Source organism: Companilactobacillus futsaii JCM 17355, assembly GCF_001435505.1.
Lineage (GTDB): Bacteria > Bacillota > Bacilli > Lactobacillales > Lactobacillaceae > Companilactobacillus > Companilactobacillus futsaii.
In genome coordinates this window covers 1-21082 of the sequence record NZ_AZDO01000101.1, presented here as the reverse complement: position 1 = coordinate 21082, position 21082 = coordinate 1, and the positions used below count along the sequence as shown (strand labels likewise).

Below are 21082 nucleotides of genomic sequence, written 5' to 3'. Positions count from 1 at the left end.
AAAAAAAAGTGCTCCCAAAGTTGTTAGATTATGTCTAACAATTTTAGAGCACTTCAATGATCTTCTAAGTCTTTTTCTATTGCGGATTTTCTGAGTCGGAATAATAAACTGGTTCTGGAGCGTCAAAATCAGTTTGTTGTAACCAATTTTTCAAATCTTCTCCAAGTTTTTTTGCCATTTGAGAAGAAACGGCAATTTGCTTTCTAGAAATGTGATTAACGTGAACACCAGCGGTAATCGTACAGCTACCTGGCAAATTCGACTGAATTATTTTAGCAACTCGAACGGCTAAAACGTCGTCTTTATGAAGTCTACCATCGTGGCTCGGATAACGAATCGTTTGAATATCAGTCTTCTTCGTCAAAGTAGTCACTGTTCCAATGTGAGGTGTATCGCCGCCAGTTATCGTTACGAACAAGTCTTCACCAATTACAAAAACTTCCAAATTCATCGTGTAATTTTCTTGTGTGACTGAAAACTTCATTAAATTCCCTCCCAACGACCGTCAGAATCATTTTCGATTCCTAAAGCATCTAATTCCTTCATTGTTTGATGATCAACTAAATCTTGAATGGTTTGGGGATGGTTGTAAAAAGCTGGAATAGGAGGAACCATTTGTACGCCCATCTTAGATAATTTAGTCATATTTTCCAAATGGATCGTATTCAACGGCGTTTCTCTAGGAACAATGATTAATTTACGTTGTTCTTTTAGTGTGACATCTGCTGCACGAAAAATTAAATTATCACCGATACCTACTGCAATACTAGCGACGGTCTTCATACTAGCTGGTACGATAACCATCCCATCAGTCAAAAACGAACCACTAGCAATGGTTGCTCCTAAGTCACTATCGCTATAAAAATAATCTGCTAACTGCTTAAGATCTGTTAGGGACATGTCAGTTTCTAGTTGCAAATTCTTTTTGGCCCAAGCACTCATGACGACATGTGTTTCAACACTATAAATTTGACTTAATTTCTTCATCAAATCAATCGCATAAATCGTACCTGAAGCACCGGTAATTCCGATGACAATTTTTCTCTTGCGTGCCATTTCAACACTTCCTTAATCTAAATATTTCTGCCAGTCTTTGACTTCTTTAAATGAAGCTCTGATGAATTGGTCTTTCATATCAAATGGAACTGTTCCATCAATGATGGTTTTAGAACTCATCCCACGAACACGGATTGACTTAGGATCATATTCCGGTCTTTCTGAAGGATCGAGTGGATGGTTACGCATTCCTGGTAGCACCATGATATCTTTGTCACCTTGGAAACGAGTATTCATCGTCCAAACCACGTCGTTCATATCAAAAATATCAACATCTTCATCTACTAAGAAAACTGTCTTCAATTCTTTAAAGGCTGACAAAGCTAAAATTGCTGCTTGTCTTTGAATACCTTCATCGGCTTCATTATCCTTATGGATTTGCATGATAGTCATCAACTTACCACCACCTGCTGGAGGATTGTAGACATTGACAACTTTTCCAGGAATGGCTTTATCAACTAATTCAAGAATACTTGCTTCAGTTGGAATACCAGCCATTGAAACGTGTTCTTCACTAGGTCCAATCGTTGTTTGCATAATCGGATTATCTTTTCTGTGAGTAATAGCTTTGACTTTGACCACATTAACGGCTGGATTGGCATCACCATTGTAACCAGGGAATTCTGGCATAGCTTTACCGGTATGAGTATTGATATCTTCTTGCATTGTTTGGTTAGGCATGATTTCAGCTTCAACGACGTATTCAGCACGAGCAATTGCCTTTTCATCAACCGATGTAGCATTGACTAATTAAACCGCTTGGTTACGCAAAGCCCCAGCAATATTCAATTCATCATACCCAAGTGGCGTTGTAGGTGGCTCAAATGTTGCACCAATAGTAATAGCAGGATCCAAACCAATATTAATTGTAATTGGCATTGGTTTATCTAATTTTTCAAATTGCTTTTGGAAATGACCAATGTGACGGCCACCAGGCATGATGTACATCCCGATAGTGTCTTTATCTTCCAAAACCATACGATGAATTGTGACATCAGTCATAGTCTTATCAGGATCTGAACCTAGCACTAGACCCATTGTGATATATGGACCAGCATCATATTCAGTATTAGTTGGAGCTGGCAAAATCTTTCTAATATCAAAATCTTTATCAGTTGCTTTGTGAACTACTTCTTGAACTGGAGCTTTGTCAGAATCCACCATTTCTGGAGCTACGGGATGTTCGACTGAATCCTTCAACAAACGTCCCAAAGTCTTGTAATCGTGGTGCAAAATCATTCCATCACGTTTACGACTGGCCATGGCACCAGTCAAAACACGTGTATTAGGAAATCCTTTCACATTGTTGAACATCATTGCCGGTCCTTCTTGTGTTGGACGCTTAACTGTTCCACCAGCACCGATATAACGATAAACACCGGATAATTCAGCATCGGGATCGACCTCAACATCAGTTTCGTGATATTGATCAGGTTGTTGTTTTAACTCGTCAATAACTCTTCTTAAATCATATGGTTGCTCTGACATAAAATTGCCTCCTCTTTTTCTTAACACGATAATTATAGGGTCTGTATATACTGGGAACAATTCAAGTTATCTTGATATGTATTCCATAATGGAATAGTTTTATTCTTGCAACAAAAAAAGCTTAATGATGATTTTTCATCACTAAGCTTGTCCCATCGAGCCGATTGCCACTACTAAAGCAATCACCCAAATAATAATCATATATCCATAAAATAATTTATCTCGCATTGGTACTGGCCGAATATTCCGAAACGAATTAGCAATTGCTTCAATAAAAACTGCTATTGGGATGTAAGCACTCAACCCAGTTATTCCAATAACAAACAAATTGACCCAGCTACCACCAATCGCTTTTAAATATAAACTATAAATAAAAATCGCAATTAAAACAAAACTAGGAACTATCTCAATTGTGCGACGTATTTTCATGACTATCCCCATTTACTTTTTTCTTTTTCTTTGGTAAATCCAATTCAAACAACAACGGATTTGAATCTGGTGCAATCCTCATACACAATTCTTCTTGTGCTCGAGTAATTCCAACATACAGCAAACGTCTTTCTTCTTCAATAAATTCTGAGTAATTTTTCACTTCTTGATAAAAATTATGAAACATACTCGTTTCTTTTTTCTTATGCAGAGTTTCCTTTAAATTAATCGGATTAAAAGCATTATTTTTCCAAAAATCTTGATAATCATCAATTCTCGTTGCTTCCAGAGCTGTTCCCAAATATTCATAACTCTTGTTATAAATAAAATTCCATTTTTTCGCAAATTGTTCAAAAGTCATATCCGGTGGGAACCATTCATTGATCGACAAACCTGGTTTTTCAACTTCTTTATTCGTTAAACCATACAAATAAACGTATTTAAATTCTAGTCCTTTAGCTTGATGTAAGGACAAAAATTGAATGTGATGTTCTTGTTTATCCCGTTCAGCTTGACTCGACAAGATGGATTTTTTTTGTTCCTCATCGAAGAAAAAATCATCAATATTGTGATATGTTTCCAACTCTTCTTCAAGATAATTTTTGATCTCATTAACTTCAGATTTAGCCATAAATTTCTTTTGAATCATATAATCGAAATATTTATCGGTTAATTTAATTGCTGCTTGAAATAAATCCTTGATCAAAGCTTTAGAAATTTTTTCTTGACTCTCTTTGTTTTCAGCTTGTTCCATTCTTTGTTTAAAACGTTTGATACTATTGAAGTAAATTTGAACTCGTTCATCGGTTCGTTTCAATGGCGTATTAAATTCAACATTGTAACTTTCTGCCGCTAGTAAATACTTGCTAAGTTTACGAAATTTATCATCAGCTCGAGTTTCAACTTTTTGCGTATGATTCCTATATTTACTGAAACCAATTCGATTAGATTGTTCAGAAAAATACTTATATTCATCTTTCCACAAAGCTTTCATCAATTCAGTAATAATTCGATAAATTAAATTATTCTGCAAAATGGCACTAGCATTGTTAATATCAGCATAAATTTCTTTATTAGCTAACCAATCAGCCAGCAACATGCGTGAAGAATTATAGCGAACTAAAATGGCAATATCTTCATTATCAATATCGGGATCGTTGATTTGTTTGACCAAATGTTTGAGCATCTTAGATTTGCGACTAAAGCCAGATTTCTTACTACTGTAGAGTACAAAATTTCCAATACCGCTTCTTCCTGAAAGTAAATCTTTATCCAAGCGAACATGATTTTCTTTAATCAAAGGGATAACCTTTTGAAGAATTTTTTCACCAGTCCGATAATTTGTCGAAAGATTTTTCTTTTGAGCATTAGGCAATAATTTTTTATAGTTCAAAATGTACTTTGGATTACTGCCACGAAAAGCATAAATACTCTGATCATCATCACCTATAACGATTAAATGTTGCATCGTTTCTGGACTCAATAATTTGGAAATAATTTTCCACTGTAGGTTGTCAATATCTTGAAACTCATCAATCACGGCAATTTTATAACGAGACATGATACGTTGATAAAATTGCAAATGATTAGGATCTTCCATACTTTTTAACAGCAACATCTTCATATCATTGAAATCAATATAGCCATTTTGTCGCTTTAATTCTCGATATTTTGTCATCACATCAACGTAATCTGAATAAAAATTTTCATCATGGTTTTGTCTAGAAAATCCTGACATTTCTTCAATAGCTGCAGTTAATGAAATATTAGCGCCCCGAGGTAATATCCCATCGTCGGTTAAATCTTGATTGATCAAATAACCATTAAGATTAAACATTTGTTCCAACATTTCCGACTTGGTAATCATCGTACTGGGATGTTTAATAGCATCTGACAAATCTCGAGTAAATAAACGATAACTAGTCAAAACTCGTGCTTGTTGGTATTCCTGATTTTGACGCAATAATTGATAAAACAAAGCGTGAAATGTGGTGAAATTAGGTCGACCATCTGGTAAATCTAATCCGACTTCACTTAATTCTTTTACAAAATTATTATACTTATCACCCATATCAACTCGCGATTTATGTGAAAAAGTGATCCCTAAAATTTCATCAGGGTCAGCGTCCTTCTTAGCAATGGCAATCAAAGCCATCAAAATAAAGATTGTCGTCTTACCAGCTCCAGCGCAGGCGTTAACTAGTAATGGTTTAGTAAAATCATTTTCCAAAATAACAATTTGTTCATTGGAGAACTTTATATTAAGACCTGATTCCATCAGATCGATTATTTGTTTCGTTGATAAATTTTGAATATCCTTATCCCCCAATATCTTTCATGTGCGTTTTGACATATTTCCAAAACATATTATTAGCACTTGAATGTTGACCTTTAACTCTAACAAAACATAATTTATTAGCAATATTTGTTGTTAACGGTACGAGAGAAAATGCTTTATTGTCAAAATTTTGTGCAGTTTTTTTCATCATTAAAGAAATACCCATATTATTTTGAACCATCTGCATGATCAAATCAACACGAGTACCCTGATAACTAATATCTGGTTTGAACCCTGCCATTTGACACAATTTAATAACGGGGTCATAAAGATTCGTCGACGGCCCCAATATTAAGAAACGTTCTTTCTTTAACTTTTTTAAATCTAAAATTTCTTCATTAGCAAAAGGATGATTCTTCGGTAAGACGGCCACGAAATCGTCATCTTCCATTTCAATATATTCCAAATCAGAACCATCGAAATCAAACATTCGGGCAAAAATAATCTCACAGAGACCAGATTTTAAAGAGTTCACTAAGTTATAGCTCTCTTCTTCTTTGAGCTGCATGTGAACTTCAGGATGTTGCTGCAAAAATTTCGTGATCAAATTAAAACTGACATAACTAGGCATTGTCGGAATAGTGTGCATTTCAATTGTTAAATTCTTAGAATCTTGAAAATCAGCCAATTTAATCGTCATTTCACTATATTTAGCGAGGATCTCTTTGGCATAAGGCAAGACAATCTCACCTTGTTGAGTCAGTTCGATTTTACGATGGGCCCGTTTAAACAATGGCACATCTAACTCTTTTTCAAGGGACAAAATCTGTTTAGAAATATTTCCCTGGGTAGTAAATAAATTATTAGCCGTATCAGTATAATTTAACGTTTTAGATAAATCTACAAAAATCTGTAACTTATGCAAATCCAATATCCATGCCTCCTATTCCATTTTAGAATACTATATCATAGTTTTTGAATTGTTTATTCCCCCTACCAATTCTAAAGTTGAACATAGTTCTTATTTGAAAGGGGTATTACGATTATGCCAACTGGCTTTAGAATGGTCAAATTAAAGATGTTCCCAATAGCTGACATGATTCCGGCGATGGTAATTATCATGCCTTTGAGTTGGATCTGGGCTAACTGGTTCTTACCACTACTCTAATACTTACAACCGATTACATAAGTCGGTTGTTTTTTTATTTTGGTCGTGTATCATTTTTACTGACGAAACAAATAGGAGGAAATAATTTGGCTGAAATAAAGATAGTTGCAACTGACATCGATGGGACTTTATTTGATGATAATAAGAATTATGATGTAAAGCGTTTGAATGACTATATCGATAAACTTCATCAAAAAAATATTTTATTTACTGTCGCAAGTGGCAATAACTACGATCATTTAAAAAGAATTTTTGAAAAGACTCCCACAATCGATTTATTCATCGCTGAAAATGGCGCTCAAATAGTTGAAGCAGGCAAAACGATTTTTGAACATCCTATGCCTAAAAGTTTAGTTCATGAAATGATTAAGTCTCTAAACCGTGAACTAGATTTAAAATCTTTATCAATTTCTGGTAAGTCCGCTACTTACGCTGAAAGTAAGAAAGATTTACCACTCTACCACATGAAAAATCTCAAAATCGTCCCTGATTTATTCCAAGTTGACGATACTTTCTTCAAATTCAACATTCAATTACAACACGCTGATTTAACTCAAGCAATCAAATTCTTAAATGAACATTATGGAAATGACGTTTATGCAGCTGTCAGCGGTTTTGGCAGTATCGATATTATGCGTAGCAACATTGACAAAGGTATTGCTTTAGAACGCTTAAGCAGGTTAAAAGGTATTCCATTAACTGAAATCATGGCTTTTGGCGACAACCTCAACGATCTAGAAATGATTCAAGAAGTCGGTCTCGGCGTCGCTATGAAAAATGCCAAACCTGAAATACTACAAGCATCTGATTTAGTCACGGAAACTGACAACAATCATGATGGTGTTCTCAATACCTTACAAACATATTTTAAGTTGTAATAAAAAACTCGTTAGACTTTCATCTAACGAGCTTTTTTATTCTGGTTTTTCCATGATTAACAACAAAATCAAGTAAACAATGATTCCTGGAAAAATAGGTGTCAACGATAATGCCACGTACAATATTCGACCAACCGCTGGATTCCAATCATATTTTTCACAAAAACCAGCGATGACACCACCTAACACCTGATTGTCTTTAGATCTTCTCACTGAAATATGCATTACTTTCACCTCAACAGATTAATCTGGATTTTCCATCAACATCCAGAGAATTAAATAAGCGATGATACCTGGGAATGGCGTTAAACTAACAATTACCCATAAAACTCTGGCAACAGCTGGATTCCATTGGAAATGTTCCGATAATCCACCAATTACCCCTGCAAAAACTTTATTACTGTAAGAACGTTTAATTGGAATATGCATGTTTGCTTCCCCCTTTATCTTTAATTAATATATTAATCCATTCCCTTAAATAATTACATTTATATTACTTACAATCGGCTTACAAATTTGTCACACAGATTTAGAAATCTTTAAAAATTTGTTCATTGTACAATTCGCTGAATAAATCCTTACGACGGTGAGCTTCAAGACGTTCATCATCATCATGAGCCTCTTGAGCTAGTCGAGCCATCAAGAAATAGCAATTAGCTAACATGTAATGGGAATTGTGCTTAGCTATAAAAGTAATCCCGTCTACCAAATAAGCAGTCGAATTTTGATAATCGTTCAATTTGAAATAAATCAATGCAGCCAAATAATATAAAATATTTTGATTTTCATCATAATTGAATTCATTCCAATTACGAAAGGCTAAATCAATGTTATCCACAGCTGCAGTGCGTTTATTTTCTAACGAATAAATATACCCCATTGCCAAATAAGCTAAACGAGAAATCGTATCTAAGTGTAAATGATTAATTTCTGTTAACGATAATCTAAACGATCTCATCGCTTCATCAATAGCATTAGTTTGTAATTGAGCAACACCCAAATAATAGTAATAAGCTTGCATTTGATGAGCAGTTTGTAAATTGTCTATCACTTCTGACTTCTTTAAAAATTCCAACAATCCTGGATATTGATGTTGATTGCAGAGTTCATTAATTTTTTCATTAAAATCCGTTTTATCACTAATGGCAAAATTGTTAGCCAAACTGATTTCTCCCAAATCCACTCCTAAACGATTGGCCAAATTAATCAACAAATTTGCATTTGGCACGTAGACATCATTTTCAATTGCTGACAACATTGATTGTGCGCAAATTCCGTCAGCCAATTCTTGTTGAGTTAAACCTTTTTCTTTTCGTAACTCTTTTAAGACACTCCCTAAATTTTTCATTTTATCCCTGATTTCTCTCTTGTATACTACCTTTATTTTAAAGGAAAATCGGAATAAAAACATACAAAAAGGAACTGCTTTCAAAAACAGTTCCTTTTTTAATTATTGTAAAATTTTATAAGTCCAAGCTGGACTCTCATAGCCATGGAATTGCTTTTTAATAACATCAGCAACTTCTTTAGTATGGTAGGCCTTCACAATTTTTTTGAAGGTAGGATTGTCTTTATCCTTAGCATTAGTCGAAAGAATATTGACATATGGTTTAGACTTAGCTGTAATCTTTTCACGGAAAACAGCATCTTTAGGATTTAACTTAGCATCACTAGCAACACCACTATTAACACAGGCAGCAGTTACATCATCGAGTGATTTAGCCGTTTGGCCAGCATCAAGTGACGAAATTTTGATTCCTACATTATACTTTTTGATATCTCTCAAATTCGGAATTTTACTGTCATCCAATTCAATCAAACCAGCACTTTCCAGTAACTGTAAGGCTCGACCTTCATTAGTAACATCATTTGGTATAGCTACTTTGTCACCTTTTTTCAATTGACTCAACTTAGTGATTTTCTTTGAAAAGAGTGACATTGGTGCAATAACAGTGGTTCCTAAAGTAACAATATTAGTCTTATGTTTTTTATTCCAATCAGATTGGAAAGTATAGGTCTGAAAATCGTTCATATCAATCTCACCATTAGCTAATGCGGTATTGGGTTGACTGTAATCTGAGAATTGAACGATTTTAATGTTAATTCCCTCTTTTTTGACGATTTCTTTGACCTTCTCAAGTGCTGGATCATTAGCACCTGTAATTCCAACCTTCACGGTTTTACTACTTGACTGATTGCCCCCACAACCAGCTAAAATGAACAAACTAAGTGTGGTAATGAATATTAACAATATTCCCTTAATTCGGTTCTTTAGCATGATTTTCCTCCTCAAATTTGAAAAGGCATCCCCTTTGCTTAATAGAAATGCCTTCTTATGGCAAAACAATTAAAGCAAAAACTATTCTATTGTAAAATCTTGTAATTCCAAGCTGGTAGTTCATAACCGTTATAGTCTTTTTTGATTTCTTTAGCAATATCTTCTGATTGATAAGCTTCAACAATCTTCTTATAAGTCTTGTTATTCTTATCTTTCTTATCAGCAGAAATAATATTGACGAAAGGTTTTGACTTAGCAGTTACTTTTTCTTGATAAATAGCACTCTTACGATTCAATTTAGCATCGTTTGCGACACCACTATTAACAACGGCTGCTGTTACATCATCAAGTGATTTAGCAGTTTGAGCAGCATCAAGAGCGGAAATTTTTAGATCCAATTTATTTTCAGTAATATCTTGCAAATTAGGAATCTTGTCATCATTCAACTTAATCAAGCCAGCACTTTCAAGTAATTGTAAAGCACGGCCTTCATTAGTTGTATCATTTGGAACGGCAATCTTAGCACCACGTTTGATTTGGTCAACGTTAGTCACTTTCTTAGAAAAGAGTGACATTGGCGCAATGACAGTTGAACCAATAGATACGATATTTGTTTTGTGTTTTTTATTCCAATCATCTTGGAAACGAACTGTTTGAAAGGCATTTAAGTCAATTTCACCTTGAGCCAAAGCCGTATTTGGTTGACTGTAATCGGTAAACTCAACAATTTTTATGTTGATACCTTCTTTTTTCACTTTTTTAGCCACGGCATCTAATGTTCTGTGGTCGGAACCAGTAACACCGATTTTAACTGTTTTTTCTCCATTGCCACTAGCTTGAGAATTTCCACAAGCAGCTAATAAAAATAAACTAAATGTAGCAACAACTAACAAAAATAATCCCTTAAGTTTTTTCATATATATCTCTCCTTCTCAACTAAAAAAGCGCTCCTATCAAGGGTCAAACCCTAGATAGAAACGCTATTTGGCGTGGTACCATTCTATTTCAAAAGTAAATTCACACTTACTTTTCTCATCAACATGTATTACATGTCAGTATTTTAATGGATACCAGCCATCATTCCTTGATTATTCGGGAATGCCAATCACGAGTCATTCTTCATCTATCAATTTGATCTCTTCACAGCTACCGAGACTTTCTGGACAAATTATGGTAAATAGACTACTTTTTCGTTCACTTTGTTATTAATGTTCTAATTTACGTACTGCAAAATCACCAATTCCTTGAATTACGAAGACAAGAACTAGGATGAATAACATAGATACGATGGTAACATCATTTTCAAATCGTTGATAACCAACGGAAATGGCCATGTTACCTAGACCACCACCACCAACAGCACCAGCCATGGCAGTTAATCCAATCAAACTGATAATTGTTAGAGTACCAGAACGAATTAATTCTGGAAGTCCTTCACGTAAATAAACTCTGAAGATGATCTTCATTGGTGAAAGTCCGATTGCTTCAGCGGCTTCGATAACACCAGGATCAACTTCAACTAAGGCTAATTGTACTTGTCTGGCAAAGAATGGTGCAGTACCTACAACTAACGGAACTAAGGCTCCAGTAGGTCCAATTGTTTGTCCGACAACTAGCTTAGTAAATGGTCCAATAACAGCTAGTAAGATAATGAAAGGAATTGATCTGAATAGGTTAACTAGTTTATCTAGGCAAGTATAGAAAGCCTTATGTGGTGTAATACCATCTTCTGCTGTGACAACTAGTAAAATTCCTAAGATAATTCCGATGATTCCGGCAAATAAGGCACTGACAAAAGTCATATATAATGTTTGCCAAATTGCGACTACGAAACCATTGTCACCTTCCCAATTGGCGACGACGTTTGGTAAAAATTTATTAACTAAATCTGCCATAGATTATTTGCCTTCTTTCTCTAAACTAATTTCTTTAACATTTACGTTCAAGCTATTCAAATACTTGATAGCTTCTTCAACTTTTTGATCTTCACCAGTTAAGGCAAAGAGCATGATACCAACAGTTGTATTTTGCAATCTTTCGATATTACTGAACAAGATGTTGGCTTCAACTTCAAAACGCTTATAAAGTTCAACTACGATTGGTTCATTAGTAGAATCACCGATGTAATTAAGCTCAATCAAACGACCAGATAACTTATCGACAATGCCGCTTTCTCTGATTTCATCAAGCACTGAACCGATATGAGTTGAAGTATTAACAAAGTCTTTAGTAAGTTTTTCCTTAGGTTGACCAAAGATTGTTAACAAACTACCTTCTTCGATTAACTGACCATTTTCCATGACAGCAACACGATTACAAATTTGTTTGATAGCATCCATTTCGTGAGTGATGATAACAATTGTGATACCTAGTTCCTTATTCAAACGACCTAACAAATTCAAAATTTCGGTTGTAGTCTTTGGATCTAGGGCACTAGTTGCTTCATCAGAAATCAAAATCTCTGGATCTGAAGCTAAAGCACGGGCGATTGCAACACGTTGCTTTTGACCACCAGATAATTGTGATGGATAGTTATGAGCACGGTCACTCAAACCAACAATATCTAGTAAGTGATCAATCTTCTTCTTACGTTCTGCTTTACTCAATCCTGAATCTCTCAAAGGAAAATCAACATTTCCATAGACTGTTAGAGAATTCATTAGATTAAAGTGTTGGAAAATCATTCCAATATTGCGACGTGCTTTACGTAAATCTTTTTGACTTAGTTTGAGCATATCTTGGTTGTTAACGATCACTGAACCGGAAGTTGGTTGTTGCAATAAATTAATTACACGGACCAACGTACTTTTACCGGCACCAGAGTAACCAATAACACCAAAGACGTCACCTTTTTGAACATCAATTGAAACATTTTTAACGGCTTCAATTGTTTTACCTTCGTTGTGGAAAGTAACATCAATATCTTTTAGCTGAATTATCCCATTTTGTTCTGCCATTTATTTACTACTCCCTTAATTTACCCAAGAATTGATTAAAGAAATCGATGAAGTCTAAGTAATCTTGAATCCGAATATTTTCGTTTGGTGCATGATTGCCAGCTTTAGAATAGCTAACTCCGGTTGAAACGATTGAAGCCTTCGTGTAGTGGTTGACCAAGTTCATTGGACCAGTACCAGGACTTGATGGCAAAGCTTCTATTTTGTCTTCCCCACCGAAGAAATCTTTAGCTGTATCAATCAACTTATTAACGATTGGACTGTCTAAATCCCAACGATAACCTTTTTCACCTAATAAATACTTAACTTTAACATCGGTAAATCCTTGATCATTCAAATACTTGGTTAATTTATCGAATAAATCGTGTGGATCTTGATTTGGTACTAAGCGGAACTCTAATTTGGCTGTAGCAGCTTTAGGAGTAACGGTTTTGACACCTTGTCCTTCCCAGCCACTGCTGATTCCTTCTATATTAATAGTAGGATTGAAAGTCAAATTATAGTTAACTGACTTGTTCTTCAATAATGGAACTTGTAAATCCCATTTTGACTTCAAATCAGGATTAGTTGCTTTGTTAACTAAATCAATTTCCTTTTGAGTTGGTTCTACAACGTCGTCATAGAAACCAGGAATCTTAATGTCTCCTTCTGGAGTTCTCAAAGCATTCAAAGCTTGAGCTAATCTCCAAGTGGCGGAATCAACTACTGCAGCAAAGGATGAATGAAGATCAATGTTTGCTGAAGTGGCTTCAAGTTCAAAACATAGGACACCTTTATTTCCACCAGTGAAATTAAATTGTTCCTTTTCATTCTTGTAACCTGATTCCCAAATTACCAAATCCGCCGAAAGCTTATCAGAATATTTCTTCAAATAATCTTCCAAATGACGACTAGCAACTTCTTCTTGTCCTTCAACTAAGAATTTGATGTTGCAAGGCAAGTCGCCATGTTCTTGACGATAAATCTTTAAAGCTGTGATACGACTAATTAAGTCAGCCTTGCAATCGGAAACTCCACGTCCGATAAATTTATCATCTGTTACTTTTAATTTGAAAGGATCTGAATTCCAAAGCTCAAGTGGTTCTGCTGGTTGTACATCATAGTGATTATAAATCAGGATGGTAGTATCACTTGGCTTTTTAGGTTTGATCTCTGCAAAAACGACAGGGGCTTCAAACTCATTCCAAACTGTAGCATCGGCTCCGAAATCTTCTAGTAGATTTTTGAGGAATTCGGCTGTCTCAGGGATAGATTGATTCTTTGCTGAAACAGATGGCAGTGCGATATATTTCTCTAAATCTTCAATCGAATTCTGAATTAATGGATCTGATAATTTTGACATTAGAAAACCTCCTCATATTTTTAACGTCTGATTATAATTTTGCGTTCCAGGCTGGAATTTCGTTTCCGCCATAAACTTTCTTGATAGCTTTTTCAACATCTTTTGTTTGGAAAGCTTTAACGACCTTCTTGTAAGTCTTGTTGTTCTTGTCTTTCTTTTGAGCAACGATGATATTGATCCAAGGAATTGAATTCTTGTTAATCTTTTCTGTCACAACAGCCTTCTTAGGATCCAATTTAGCATCGTTAGCAACGTTACCATTAACGATTGAAGCAGTAACATCATCCATGACACGAGCTGTTTGGGCTGCATCAACAGTTGTAAACTTCAAGTTCAATTTGTTTTCTTTAATATCTTTAGTTGATGGCAATGTCTTACTATCATCTAATTTTAAAATGCCGTTATATTCTAGTAACTGCAATGCACGGGCTTCGTTTGATGCATCATTTGGAATAGCAATCTTGTCGCCGTTCTTTAGTTCACTAAGCTTTGTGATCTTCTTTGAATATAGAGCCATTGGTTGAATAACTGTTTTACCAATTGAAACTAAATCTGTGTGATGTGCTTTGTTCCATGAATTTAGGAAATCAGTATGTTGATAAGCGTTGATATCAACTTCTCCTTGGTTCAAAGCTGTATTTGGTTGATTGTAATCACTGAAAGTTTTGATTTGAAGATCAATGCCTTCACTCTTAACGTTCTTCTTAACTACCTTCCAAATTTCTTCATCAGAAGGATTGATACCAACTTTAACTGTCTTGTCACTGCTTTGTTTTCCACAGCCAGCTAATACAAAAATAAATATTGCTGTAAAAGCTAATAAGATTACCTTGCTAAACTTCTTAAATTTACTCATATTTCTCTCCCACCTTAACTAATACTTAATCAACTGAAAATATCTATAAAAACAAAAAAACCACTTCTAACTAAACCCACTGGGTTCAATGTTAGAAGCGGCTTTCCGCGGTACCATTCTAATTCGGAATAAATTTACACTTATCCCCTTAACAACGTACAAAAGTTCTATACGCGTGTACTGTAAAGGGTACCAACCATTGCATCTTTATCCGAAGATTCAGCGCACCAATCACGGGTCATTTTCATCCAAGTCGTTGTCCTCATCTCAGCAATTAGAGGCTTTCTGTACTAACGAGGTTGAATTACTTCCCCCGATCAAATTGTTTAATAAATATCTCTTTGTTAATCATTGGTTAGATAATACAATCTAATTTTTGAAATGTCAAACAATAAAAATAAGTTTTTTCAGTTAGTTTTCTAATTTTATAGTTTTATGCCAAAAGTCATTTATATTAGTAAATGTGTTCAAATCCATGAATAGCAATAGTTAATGAGCATTGCCGTTATGCCTTTTATAACGTTAAAGCAATATATTTTTAGAAATAAAAAATATAAAAATTTATTTTCATTTATCTTTTTACATTAAAAGATTAGATTTTCATTAATAAAAAAATCCCCTAAATTAATAGGAGATTTCTTTTGCAATTGTCTGGTACATGCCTATGATAACACTTCAACAGAGGCTGTGGTTACACCATATGATGGAATTGATGAACTTGGCATAGCGACATCCAATTGTTGTGAGTTACTGTTGGCAAATGTTCCTGTATCATTAACTGTTCTATAGAGTACTGTTCCGTCAGCTAAAGTAATCTTTAATTGAGTTCCCTTAGGAAAGACTGATAGATTAGCAGCAACACCACTATAACCCATGTTAGAACCTAATACTGCTGGATCATAAAATGAAATCTTGAATGTTCCTTGTGAAGTACTAGTTGTACTTGTTGATTGTGAAGTTGTATCTGTAGCTGCTTGTGTATTTGCAGTTTGTGATTGTGTTTGTGTTTGTTGTGAAGCATCAGTTGCTTGTGCTGATGTATCTGTTGTTGTATTTGTAGTATCGGTTGTAGTTGTAGCACCAGGTAATGTAATTGTTTCACCTGGGAAGATCAAGTCAAATCCGCCAACTTCACGTCCGTTAGCTTGTTCTAGAGCAGAAATACTAATTCCATTAGCTTCTGCAATACTCTTATAAGTATCACCCTTTTCAACTGTCACTGTATTGTCTCCGTTATTTACGGCAGCTTGAACAGTGTTAGAAGTTGAAGCAAGAATTCCTGATAAAGCCATTGCACTTACTAAAGCGATAGATAAAACTTTTTTCATATATTAATTACATCCTTAATAGTTTAGATTATTGAGCTCTCTCAATTACTATGGTGCTATACTAACAGGTTTATATTACATGACAACAACCGCAAAGTTACATTTTCAACTGTTTATGTAATTTAAGTAATCTTATTGAAACATTGATAAATAAAGGTAATGAGTACTTTTATTGTCCCAAAAAATATATTCATGATATAGTTATTAGTATGAAGAATAAAAAACAAAGATTGTCCTCAAAACTACTAATAATGTTAGTTGCTTTGGAACTTATCGCAGTTAGTTTAAATATGTTCTTCGAGCCGCACAGTATAGCAGCCGGTGGAGCCACTGGAATTGCTATCTTGTTGCAAGCAGGATGGAAAATCCCAACATTCATCTCGGTTCTTGTCATAAATATTGTGATGTTAGTACTGGCTTACTTACATTTAGATCGTCAAACTACTATTAAATTAGCGCTGGGAAGTTTCTTATTACCATTATTACTGTTCATAACACCGGTAATTAATTTAATCCCTAATAATCGAGTTATCTCTATAATAGTAGGAAGTATCATTTTTGGAATTGGTTTAGCAATTCTTTACGCACTAAATATGTCTAGTGGTGGGACTACAGTCCCCCCAATGATCATTCATAAAAACTTTGGTATTGAGAAATATATCAGTTTGTTCATTATCGATGCTTTAGTTTGTTTAGGAAATTTAGCTTTAGGTGATTTGATTTCCTTTTCACTGGCCGTTATGTCAGTAGGAATCTCTAGTCTATCTATTAAAGGGTTTGGCATATTCCGTAAAAAAATTGCACAATAAAAGGCGCACATATCAAAGCAGAACGTGTTTTGACATATGCACCTTTTTTATTTGAGATTTTGTTGTGTTAGAGAAACCACTTTATTGTTAGCAACATCGATTTTAATTAAAGCATCATACGTTGGATCAGCTTCAGCTAAATCCGATTCGTATATTAATGTTTTTATTCCATTAGTATCAGAATAATCATCTGGGTCACCCAATACGTCTAAAACTCGATTATAATTGTCTCCATTCTGAAGTTTATTGTAATCTTTCTTAGTCAGAAGTCGTTTTCGGTCAATGTCTAACCCCTGAATTGACTTGGCAGAAACTTTACCCTTTTCAAAGGTTACCTGAATAACGATTGATTTACCATTATCCATCTTATCCCAAGTCAAACTGGCCACTTGGCTAGTATCATCAATTTGTTGAACTGACGTTGGTTCTCCTAATAATTGGATAACTTCTTTTTTCGAGTATCCTGTTTTCCCTGTCTTTAATTCATTATATTTATCAGATAAAGACAAGTCTGCAACAGTTTTTTTAGTTTTCTTTTGGCTGACTACAGTTGAATCAGCTTTTCCTTGATAGAAAGAAAAATTAGCGATATAAGTAGTCGCTGATACTATGATAAAAATGGAGAGAATCATAATCCAGAACCAGTTTCTCTTGTAGAAGGGTTTTCCTTCATTTTGTTCGTTCATTTCTTACCTCCGTTTTCAACCCGTATTCTACCAATATTTACTGAAAGTAGCACCTTTAAAGCATTATTATTTTCATTGTAAAAACAAGCTTTATAGTTGCTAATTAATCAATAATTAGATATTATAGTGGGTGGACACCAATGGGGGTGTTCTGGATTCGACATGTGTAGTAGCGTGCAGGCTGCACTTAGGGCCTTGCGTCCCTTTAAAACGCACAGTTTATTATAACTGCAAAAAATAATAATAACTACGCATTAGCTGCCTAAAAACAGTCTAAGCGTGATCCATTCTAATTTCGCCCAAGGATTGGAAATGGGTCTCAAAATTATTGGGCTACGTTTAACTGTGCATCCTGAATAGTTAAAAAGAGATCATCGGGATAGTCATTGTGGTGAGCCGGGTCGTATGGCGTTCATGATGGCGAAACTTCAAATGATACGACTATGAGTGTAGAGGCTTGCATAGCATTATGCATGGACAGGGGTTCAATTCCCCTCACCTCCATAATGAGAAATCAACCAGTTATATTGAGGCTTAAAAGCCTTGATATCACTGGTTTTTTTATTTTTACAAGTTCATTAGATTTTAACGATTGCATATCACTGCATATCAAAAAGTAACAATGAAACACAAATAAATTTCATTGGTTGGGCGAGCGCCATCACGTTTCTTAACGTGGTGGTTTTTTTGAAGGGATAATAACTAGTTAATAAATTACCAATGGTTCTACATTGTCATACATCATACGTTTTATATGACGATACATCCAGTATAGATAAGAAGCAATTAACCAATAGAAAGTACTAAAAAAATCATCCGATGCCTACAAATACTTATACAATATCATTCCCTTTTACTTGTTTGATTGAGTCGACATCTCCAAATGACTTTTTGACATTTTCAATATCAACACCATTTTTCGACATGATTTGTTCAATGACTTTATCGTCTAAGTCCAAACTCTTTAAAAATTCTCGTTTCATAATTAAAAATCCTCTCTCGTTAGATTTACGTGGAACGGCCACATTTGAGGTATAAAAAATAAGCACTTTTACGACTTGCTCAGGTCAAAAAGGGTATAAAAATAGCACTCAATTAATACCGAGTGCTCTAACCTACACCATAAGTAAATTCCTTAGGCGGATTTGTTTTAAATTTTAGAGTTCCAACAGCTAGTTTTTCAATGAATTCTTTAGAAAACATTGAACTAAATGCCCCTTGAGAACTAGCTTCATGAGTTTGTTTATTGACTATGATTGTTCCTTCATCGTTATCGGAGACCACCTTATAAACACGATGCTTATTATTCTCTGAAACTAGTGTATAAATCATCATCATTATTGGTAATCCTCCTTCCATTTATCCAGAACCAATTGATAATTATAAACTTGATTGGTTAGCTCATGGGCTTCACGATAATTTAATCCTTTTTTGTCCATCAACTGTGCTTCGTATGATTCATGCTTCAACATTATTATATCATGTTTTAGTGGTGTTCCAGTTCTCAATCGCTGCAAACTTTGAGCCATATCATAGCTTGGATCAAAGTTACGAACGGTTGTTCCATATGTTTCTGGATCAAACAATTCATACTTAGAATTTAATATATGATTTAACGCACGTTCTACAACCTCTGATGAAATTTTAGAATTTTTAGATATTCTTTCAATCAGTACCTTACTATTAGCATTTCGCAATTCTTGATAATAATTATTTGCAAATGCAGTTCTCTTAATTTGTCCTGGGTCATTTCTATCATTCAATGCTCCAGATATGGCTCCAGATGGATTAATGCCAAAAGATTTTTTCCATTCATCAAAAGACATATTATTAATAATCTTGCCTTTATCAGTTCCTGGATCACGCATCCAACGCTTTTTAACATCTGGCAAATCCTTAATATGTGGAACAGTAGTACAACGACAATGAGGATGGATTAAAGGATAGTTAATACCTTCCTTTTTCTCAGACATCTTAAATATCTTGCCATCTAATCGAGCACAAACTTCACAGGTATGGGATTCAAGAGTTGCCATATATTCATACTCTTCAATTCCTGATTCTCCATAAGCCTTTGAAGTGGCTTGTTCAGCAATATGCCCCATCTCAGTTATGACTAAACGATGTATTTGATGCCTACGGATGCCTTCAAACCTTTGTTGAAACATCTTAGTGATACGTTCAGTACTATAACCCATGAACGTTCCACGCAACATCACATCGACTAACTGACCTGGTAATTCATCACGATAGTTTTTCCAAACACGCTTTGAGAAGTCTTCTTTATGCCAGGGCTGATTAACAATATATTTAATCTGGTCTTCATTGAATCGAGCAAAATTACTAGTGAGTTTATTTTGTTGTACTTGAGTATTAAAAATAGTCGTCATGTAAGTTTCTTGAAACTGATCAATTAACCTATTAGGTAAACTATCTATTTCATTACTTGCAAAACGACTACATTATTTTAAACTAACTCTTACCTATCCCAAACCAACTTTTTATAAGCTCTCCACAACACAAACAGTGACAAAACTAACATAATCATAGCTAACAGAAACATCGTATTATAGGAACTCTTCTCAATCAAAACTCCACCAAGAAATGGTCCAATTGCCTTAGGAAAGTTTTCCGACATACTGACGATACTTTGATACAATCCTGACTCGCTTTTTGGCGTAGTTTCACTCACTAAAGCTGCCACAGTTGGATAAACTAACATTTCACCTAGAGTTAAGAAAACCATCCCGGCCGCATAGGACAAATATTGCGTGGAGCCGACTAAAGATCCCAGAGCAACAATAAACAACGCGACACCTAAAGCAACTTGAATCTTTTTGAACCAGTCACGCTTTCCAGCAAAATGATTGAGCACCGGTAAGAAGGCCATCACTATCAAAGAATTAATTGTCCACAAAAAACTGTATTTACCAACTGGCACCCCAATATCAGTCAAATGCGTAGAAATATTACTGCCCCATTGAGAATTGACTATCCAAGTCATACCTAGAAATAAAATTATCCACCCAATTCCTGGAGTTAATTTCCACTTAAATGAAATTTTCTTAGCAGGTTCTTTTTTACTAATTTTTGCAGGATTATTGTATAGAAAATATGCCATAACTAAAAAGCTCAACACGCAAATAAAGTCGGCCACAAAGACCAAACTTATTTGGATACCTACAATGACACTACAAATGGTCGTTCCAATTAAACTGCCAGTTTTACTGCCCATGTAAATATTATTGAAAACTTTATATCGATCGATTCCCTCAATAAAAGCCACTGAAGAATTAATTACCGTATAAGTCCCACCGATACCAAAACCTAACATCGATAAAAAGATTGGAAAAGCAGGCCAATCATGATTAATTATCAAGCCTATCAAAGCCAACAAAGCAATTGAAGCATTGATTAAAGCTGTCTTATGACCTCCCAAACGGTCAAACATTTTTCCGCCGATATAATTACCGATAAAATTGGCGAATTTTATAATCAAGTTAGCCACCTTAAGAAAAAATAAATAAAA

The 21082-nt window shown here is 34.7% G+C and carries 23 protein-coding genes, 1 other RNA gene, 1 pseudogene and 1 other annotated feature; of the genes and pseudogenes, 4 read left to right on the top strand and 21 right to left on the bottom strand.

Translation table 11 applies throughout. The features are described 5' to 3' along the window. Positions 1-76: 76 nt before the first annotated feature. The 6 genes and pseudogenes from lpdD to FC88_RS07860 all read right to left on the bottom strand — a co-directional run bounded on the left by lpdD (position 77) and on the right by FC88_RS07860 (position 6182). The gene (gene lpdD, locus FC88_RS07885) at positions 77-484 is read right to left on the bottom strand and encodes a prenylated flavin chaperone LpdD (protein WP_057814481.1); all 408 of its coding nucleotides are present in this window, start codon (positions 482-484) and stop codon (positions 77-79) included. After that, a complete protein-coding gene (locus FC88_RS07880) occupies positions 484-1056 on the bottom strand; it encodes a UbiX family flavin prenyltransferase (RefSeq protein ID WP_057814479.1) in 573 nt (190 codons plus the stop codon). Before FC88_RS07880 ends, lpdD begins: the two co-directional genes overlap by 1 nt. Positions 1057-1068: 12 nt before the next feature. Then, positions 1069-2544: pseudogene (locus FC88_RS07875) on the bottom strand (UbiD family decarboxylase). A 141-nt stretch (positions 2545-2685) separates the two neighbouring features. Continuing rightward, on the bottom strand, positions 2686-2973 hold the full coding sequence (locus FC88_RS07870; RefSeq protein ID WP_057814478.1) for a LasU family protein: 288 nt from the start codon (positions 2971-2973) through the stop codon (positions 2686-2688). After that, positions 2951-5302 (bottom strand): UvrD-helicase domain-containing protein, encoded by a 2352-nt coding sequence (locus FC88_RS07865; protein WP_057814476.1) that lies wholly within the window; start codon positions 5300-5302, stop codon positions 2951-2953. Before FC88_RS07865 ends, FC88_RS07870 begins: the two co-directional genes overlap by 23 nt. Beyond that, on the bottom strand, positions 5292-6182 hold the full coding sequence (locus FC88_RS07860; protein WP_057814474.1) for a LysR family transcriptional regulator: 891 nt from the start codon (positions 6180-6182) through the stop codon (positions 5292-5294). Before FC88_RS07860 ends, FC88_RS07865 begins: the two co-directional genes overlap by 11 nt. Positions 6183-6287: 105 nt before the next feature. Here FC88_RS07860 and FC88_RS12905 point away from each other — a divergent pair, with 105 nt between their 5' ends. Together FC88_RS12905 and FC88_RS07855 are read left to right on the top strand one after the other, a co-directional pair. Then, on the top strand, positions 6288-6419 hold the full coding sequence (locus FC88_RS12905) for a hypothetical protein (protein ID WP_420865080.1): 132 nt from the start codon (positions 6288-6290) through the stop codon (positions 6417-6419). 86 nt (positions 6420-6505) lie between these two features. After that, positions 6506-7297 carry an HAD family hydrolase gene (locus FC88_RS07855; protein ID WP_057814472.1) on the top strand — a complete coding sequence of 264 codons (792 nt, stop codon included), beginning with the start codon at positions 6506-6508 and terminating at the stop codon, positions 7295-7297. A 36-nt stretch (positions 7298-7333) separates the two neighbouring features. Here FC88_RS07855 and FC88_RS07850 read toward each other — a convergent pair whose 3' ends face one another. The 10 genes from FC88_RS07850 to FC88_RS07805 all read right to left on the bottom strand — a co-directional run bounded on the left by FC88_RS07850 (position 7334) and on the right by FC88_RS07805 (position 16058). After that, positions 7334-7522 (bottom strand): PspC domain-containing protein, encoded by a 189-nt coding sequence (locus FC88_RS07850; RefSeq protein WP_057814470.1) that lies wholly within the window; start codon positions 7520-7522, stop codon positions 7334-7336. Between the two features lie 18 nt (positions 7523-7540). Next, a complete protein-coding gene (locus FC88_RS07845; protein ID WP_057814468.1) occupies positions 7541-7726 on the bottom strand; it encodes a PspC domain-containing protein in 186 nt (61 codons plus the stop codon). Between the two features lie 100 nt (positions 7727-7826). After that, positions 7827-8645, bottom strand: a complete 819-nt coding sequence (locus tag FC88_RS07840; protein WP_057814466.1) for a helix-turn-helix domain-containing protein — start codon at positions 8643-8645, stop codon at positions 7827-7829. A 102-nt stretch (positions 8646-8747) separates the two neighbouring features. Then, on the bottom strand, positions 8748-9575 hold the full coding sequence (locus tag FC88_RS07835; protein ID WP_057814464.1) for a MetQ/NlpA family ABC transporter substrate-binding protein: 828 nt from the start codon (positions 9573-9575) through the stop codon (positions 8748-8750). 86 nt (positions 9576-9661) lie between these two features. Further along, positions 9662-10492: a MetQ/NlpA family ABC transporter substrate-binding protein gene (locus FC88_RS07830; protein WP_057814462.1), complete on the bottom strand. Its 831-nt coding sequence runs from the start codon at positions 10490-10492 to the stop codon at positions 9662-9664. Positions 10493-10545: 53 nt separating this feature from the next. Continuing rightward, positions 10546-10782, bottom strand: a binding site (T-box leader). Then, positions 10781-11470 carry a methionine ABC transporter permease gene (locus tag FC88_RS07825; RefSeq protein ID WP_057814460.1) on the bottom strand — a complete coding sequence of 230 codons (690 nt, stop codon included), beginning with the start codon at positions 11468-11470 and terminating at the stop codon, positions 10781-10783. (Overlaps the previous feature by 2 nt.) Before the next feature lie 3 nt (positions 11471-11473). Beyond that, positions 11474-12532 carry a methionine ABC transporter ATP-binding protein gene (locus FC88_RS07820; protein ID WP_057814458.1) on the bottom strand — a complete coding sequence of 353 codons (1059 nt, stop codon included), beginning with the start codon at positions 12530-12532 and terminating at the stop codon, positions 11474-11476. 7 nt (positions 12533-12539) lie between these two features. Next, positions 12540-13874, bottom strand: a complete 1335-nt coding sequence (locus FC88_RS07815; RefSeq protein WP_057814456.1) for a M20/M25/M40 family metallo-hydrolase — start codon at positions 13872-13874, stop codon at positions 12540-12542. A 31-nt stretch (positions 13875-13905) separates the two neighbouring features. Further along, the gene (locus tag FC88_RS07810; RefSeq protein ID WP_057814454.1) at positions 13906-14730 is read right to left on the bottom strand and encodes a MetQ/NlpA family ABC transporter substrate-binding protein; all 825 of its coding nucleotides are present in this window, start codon (positions 14728-14730) and stop codon (positions 13906-13908) included. Between the two features lie 662 nt (positions 14731-15392). Next, complete coding sequence (locus FC88_RS07805) at positions 15393-16058, bottom strand: DPBB and LysM peptidoglycan-binding domain-containing protein (RefSeq protein ID WP_057814451.1); 666 nt, start codon at positions 16056-16058, stop codon at positions 15393-15395. A gap of 209 nt (positions 16059-16267) precedes the next feature. Between FC88_RS07805 and FC88_RS07800 the strand changes: the two genes are divergently transcribed. Then, complete coding sequence (locus tag FC88_RS07800; protein WP_083484607.1) at positions 16268-16867, top strand: YitT family protein; 600 nt, start codon at positions 16268-16270, stop codon at positions 16865-16867. Between the two features lie 47 nt (positions 16868-16914). Here the strand turns inward: FC88_RS07800 and FC88_RS07795 are convergent, their stop codons facing one another. Continuing rightward, positions 16915-17553: a DUF3862 domain-containing protein gene (locus tag FC88_RS07795; protein WP_057814447.1), complete on the bottom strand. Its 639-nt coding sequence runs from the start codon at positions 17551-17553 to the stop codon at positions 16915-16917. 142 nt (positions 17554-17695) lie between these two features. Here FC88_RS07795 and ssrA point away from each other — a divergent pair. Beyond that, positions 17696-18060: a transfer-messenger RNA gene (gene ssrA, locus FC88_RS12655) on the top strand. 326 nt (positions 18061-18386) lie between these two features. On the opposite strand, the gene FC88_RS12900 is transcribed toward ssrA, so the two are convergent. The 4 genes from FC88_RS12900 to FC88_RS07780 all read right to left on the bottom strand — a co-directional run bounded on the left by FC88_RS12900 (position 18387) and on the right by FC88_RS07780 (position 21052). Further along, the gene (locus FC88_RS12900; protein WP_157060453.1) at positions 18387-18536 is read right to left on the bottom strand and encodes a hypothetical protein; all 150 of its coding nucleotides are present in this window, start codon (positions 18534-18536) and stop codon (positions 18387-18389) included. A gap of 127 nt (positions 18537-18663) precedes the next feature. Further along, complete coding sequence (locus FC88_RS07790) at positions 18664-18891, bottom strand: hypothetical protein (RefSeq protein WP_057814445.1); 228 nt, start codon at positions 18889-18891, stop codon at positions 18664-18666. After that, positions 18891-19943, bottom strand: coding sequence for a minor capsid protein (locus tag FC88_RS07785; RefSeq protein ID WP_057814443.1), 1053 nt, complete (start codon positions 19941-19943; stop codon positions 18891-18893). The genes FC88_RS07790 and FC88_RS07785 overlap by 1 nt, the downstream gene beginning before the upstream one ends. An 89-nt stretch (positions 19944-20032) precedes the next feature. Next, positions 20033-21052 carry an MFS transporter gene (locus FC88_RS07780; protein WP_162256542.1) on the bottom strand — a complete coding sequence of 340 codons (1020 nt, stop codon included), beginning with the start codon at positions 21050-21052 and terminating at the stop codon, positions 20033-20035. Positions 21053-21082: the final 30 nt, after the last annotated feature.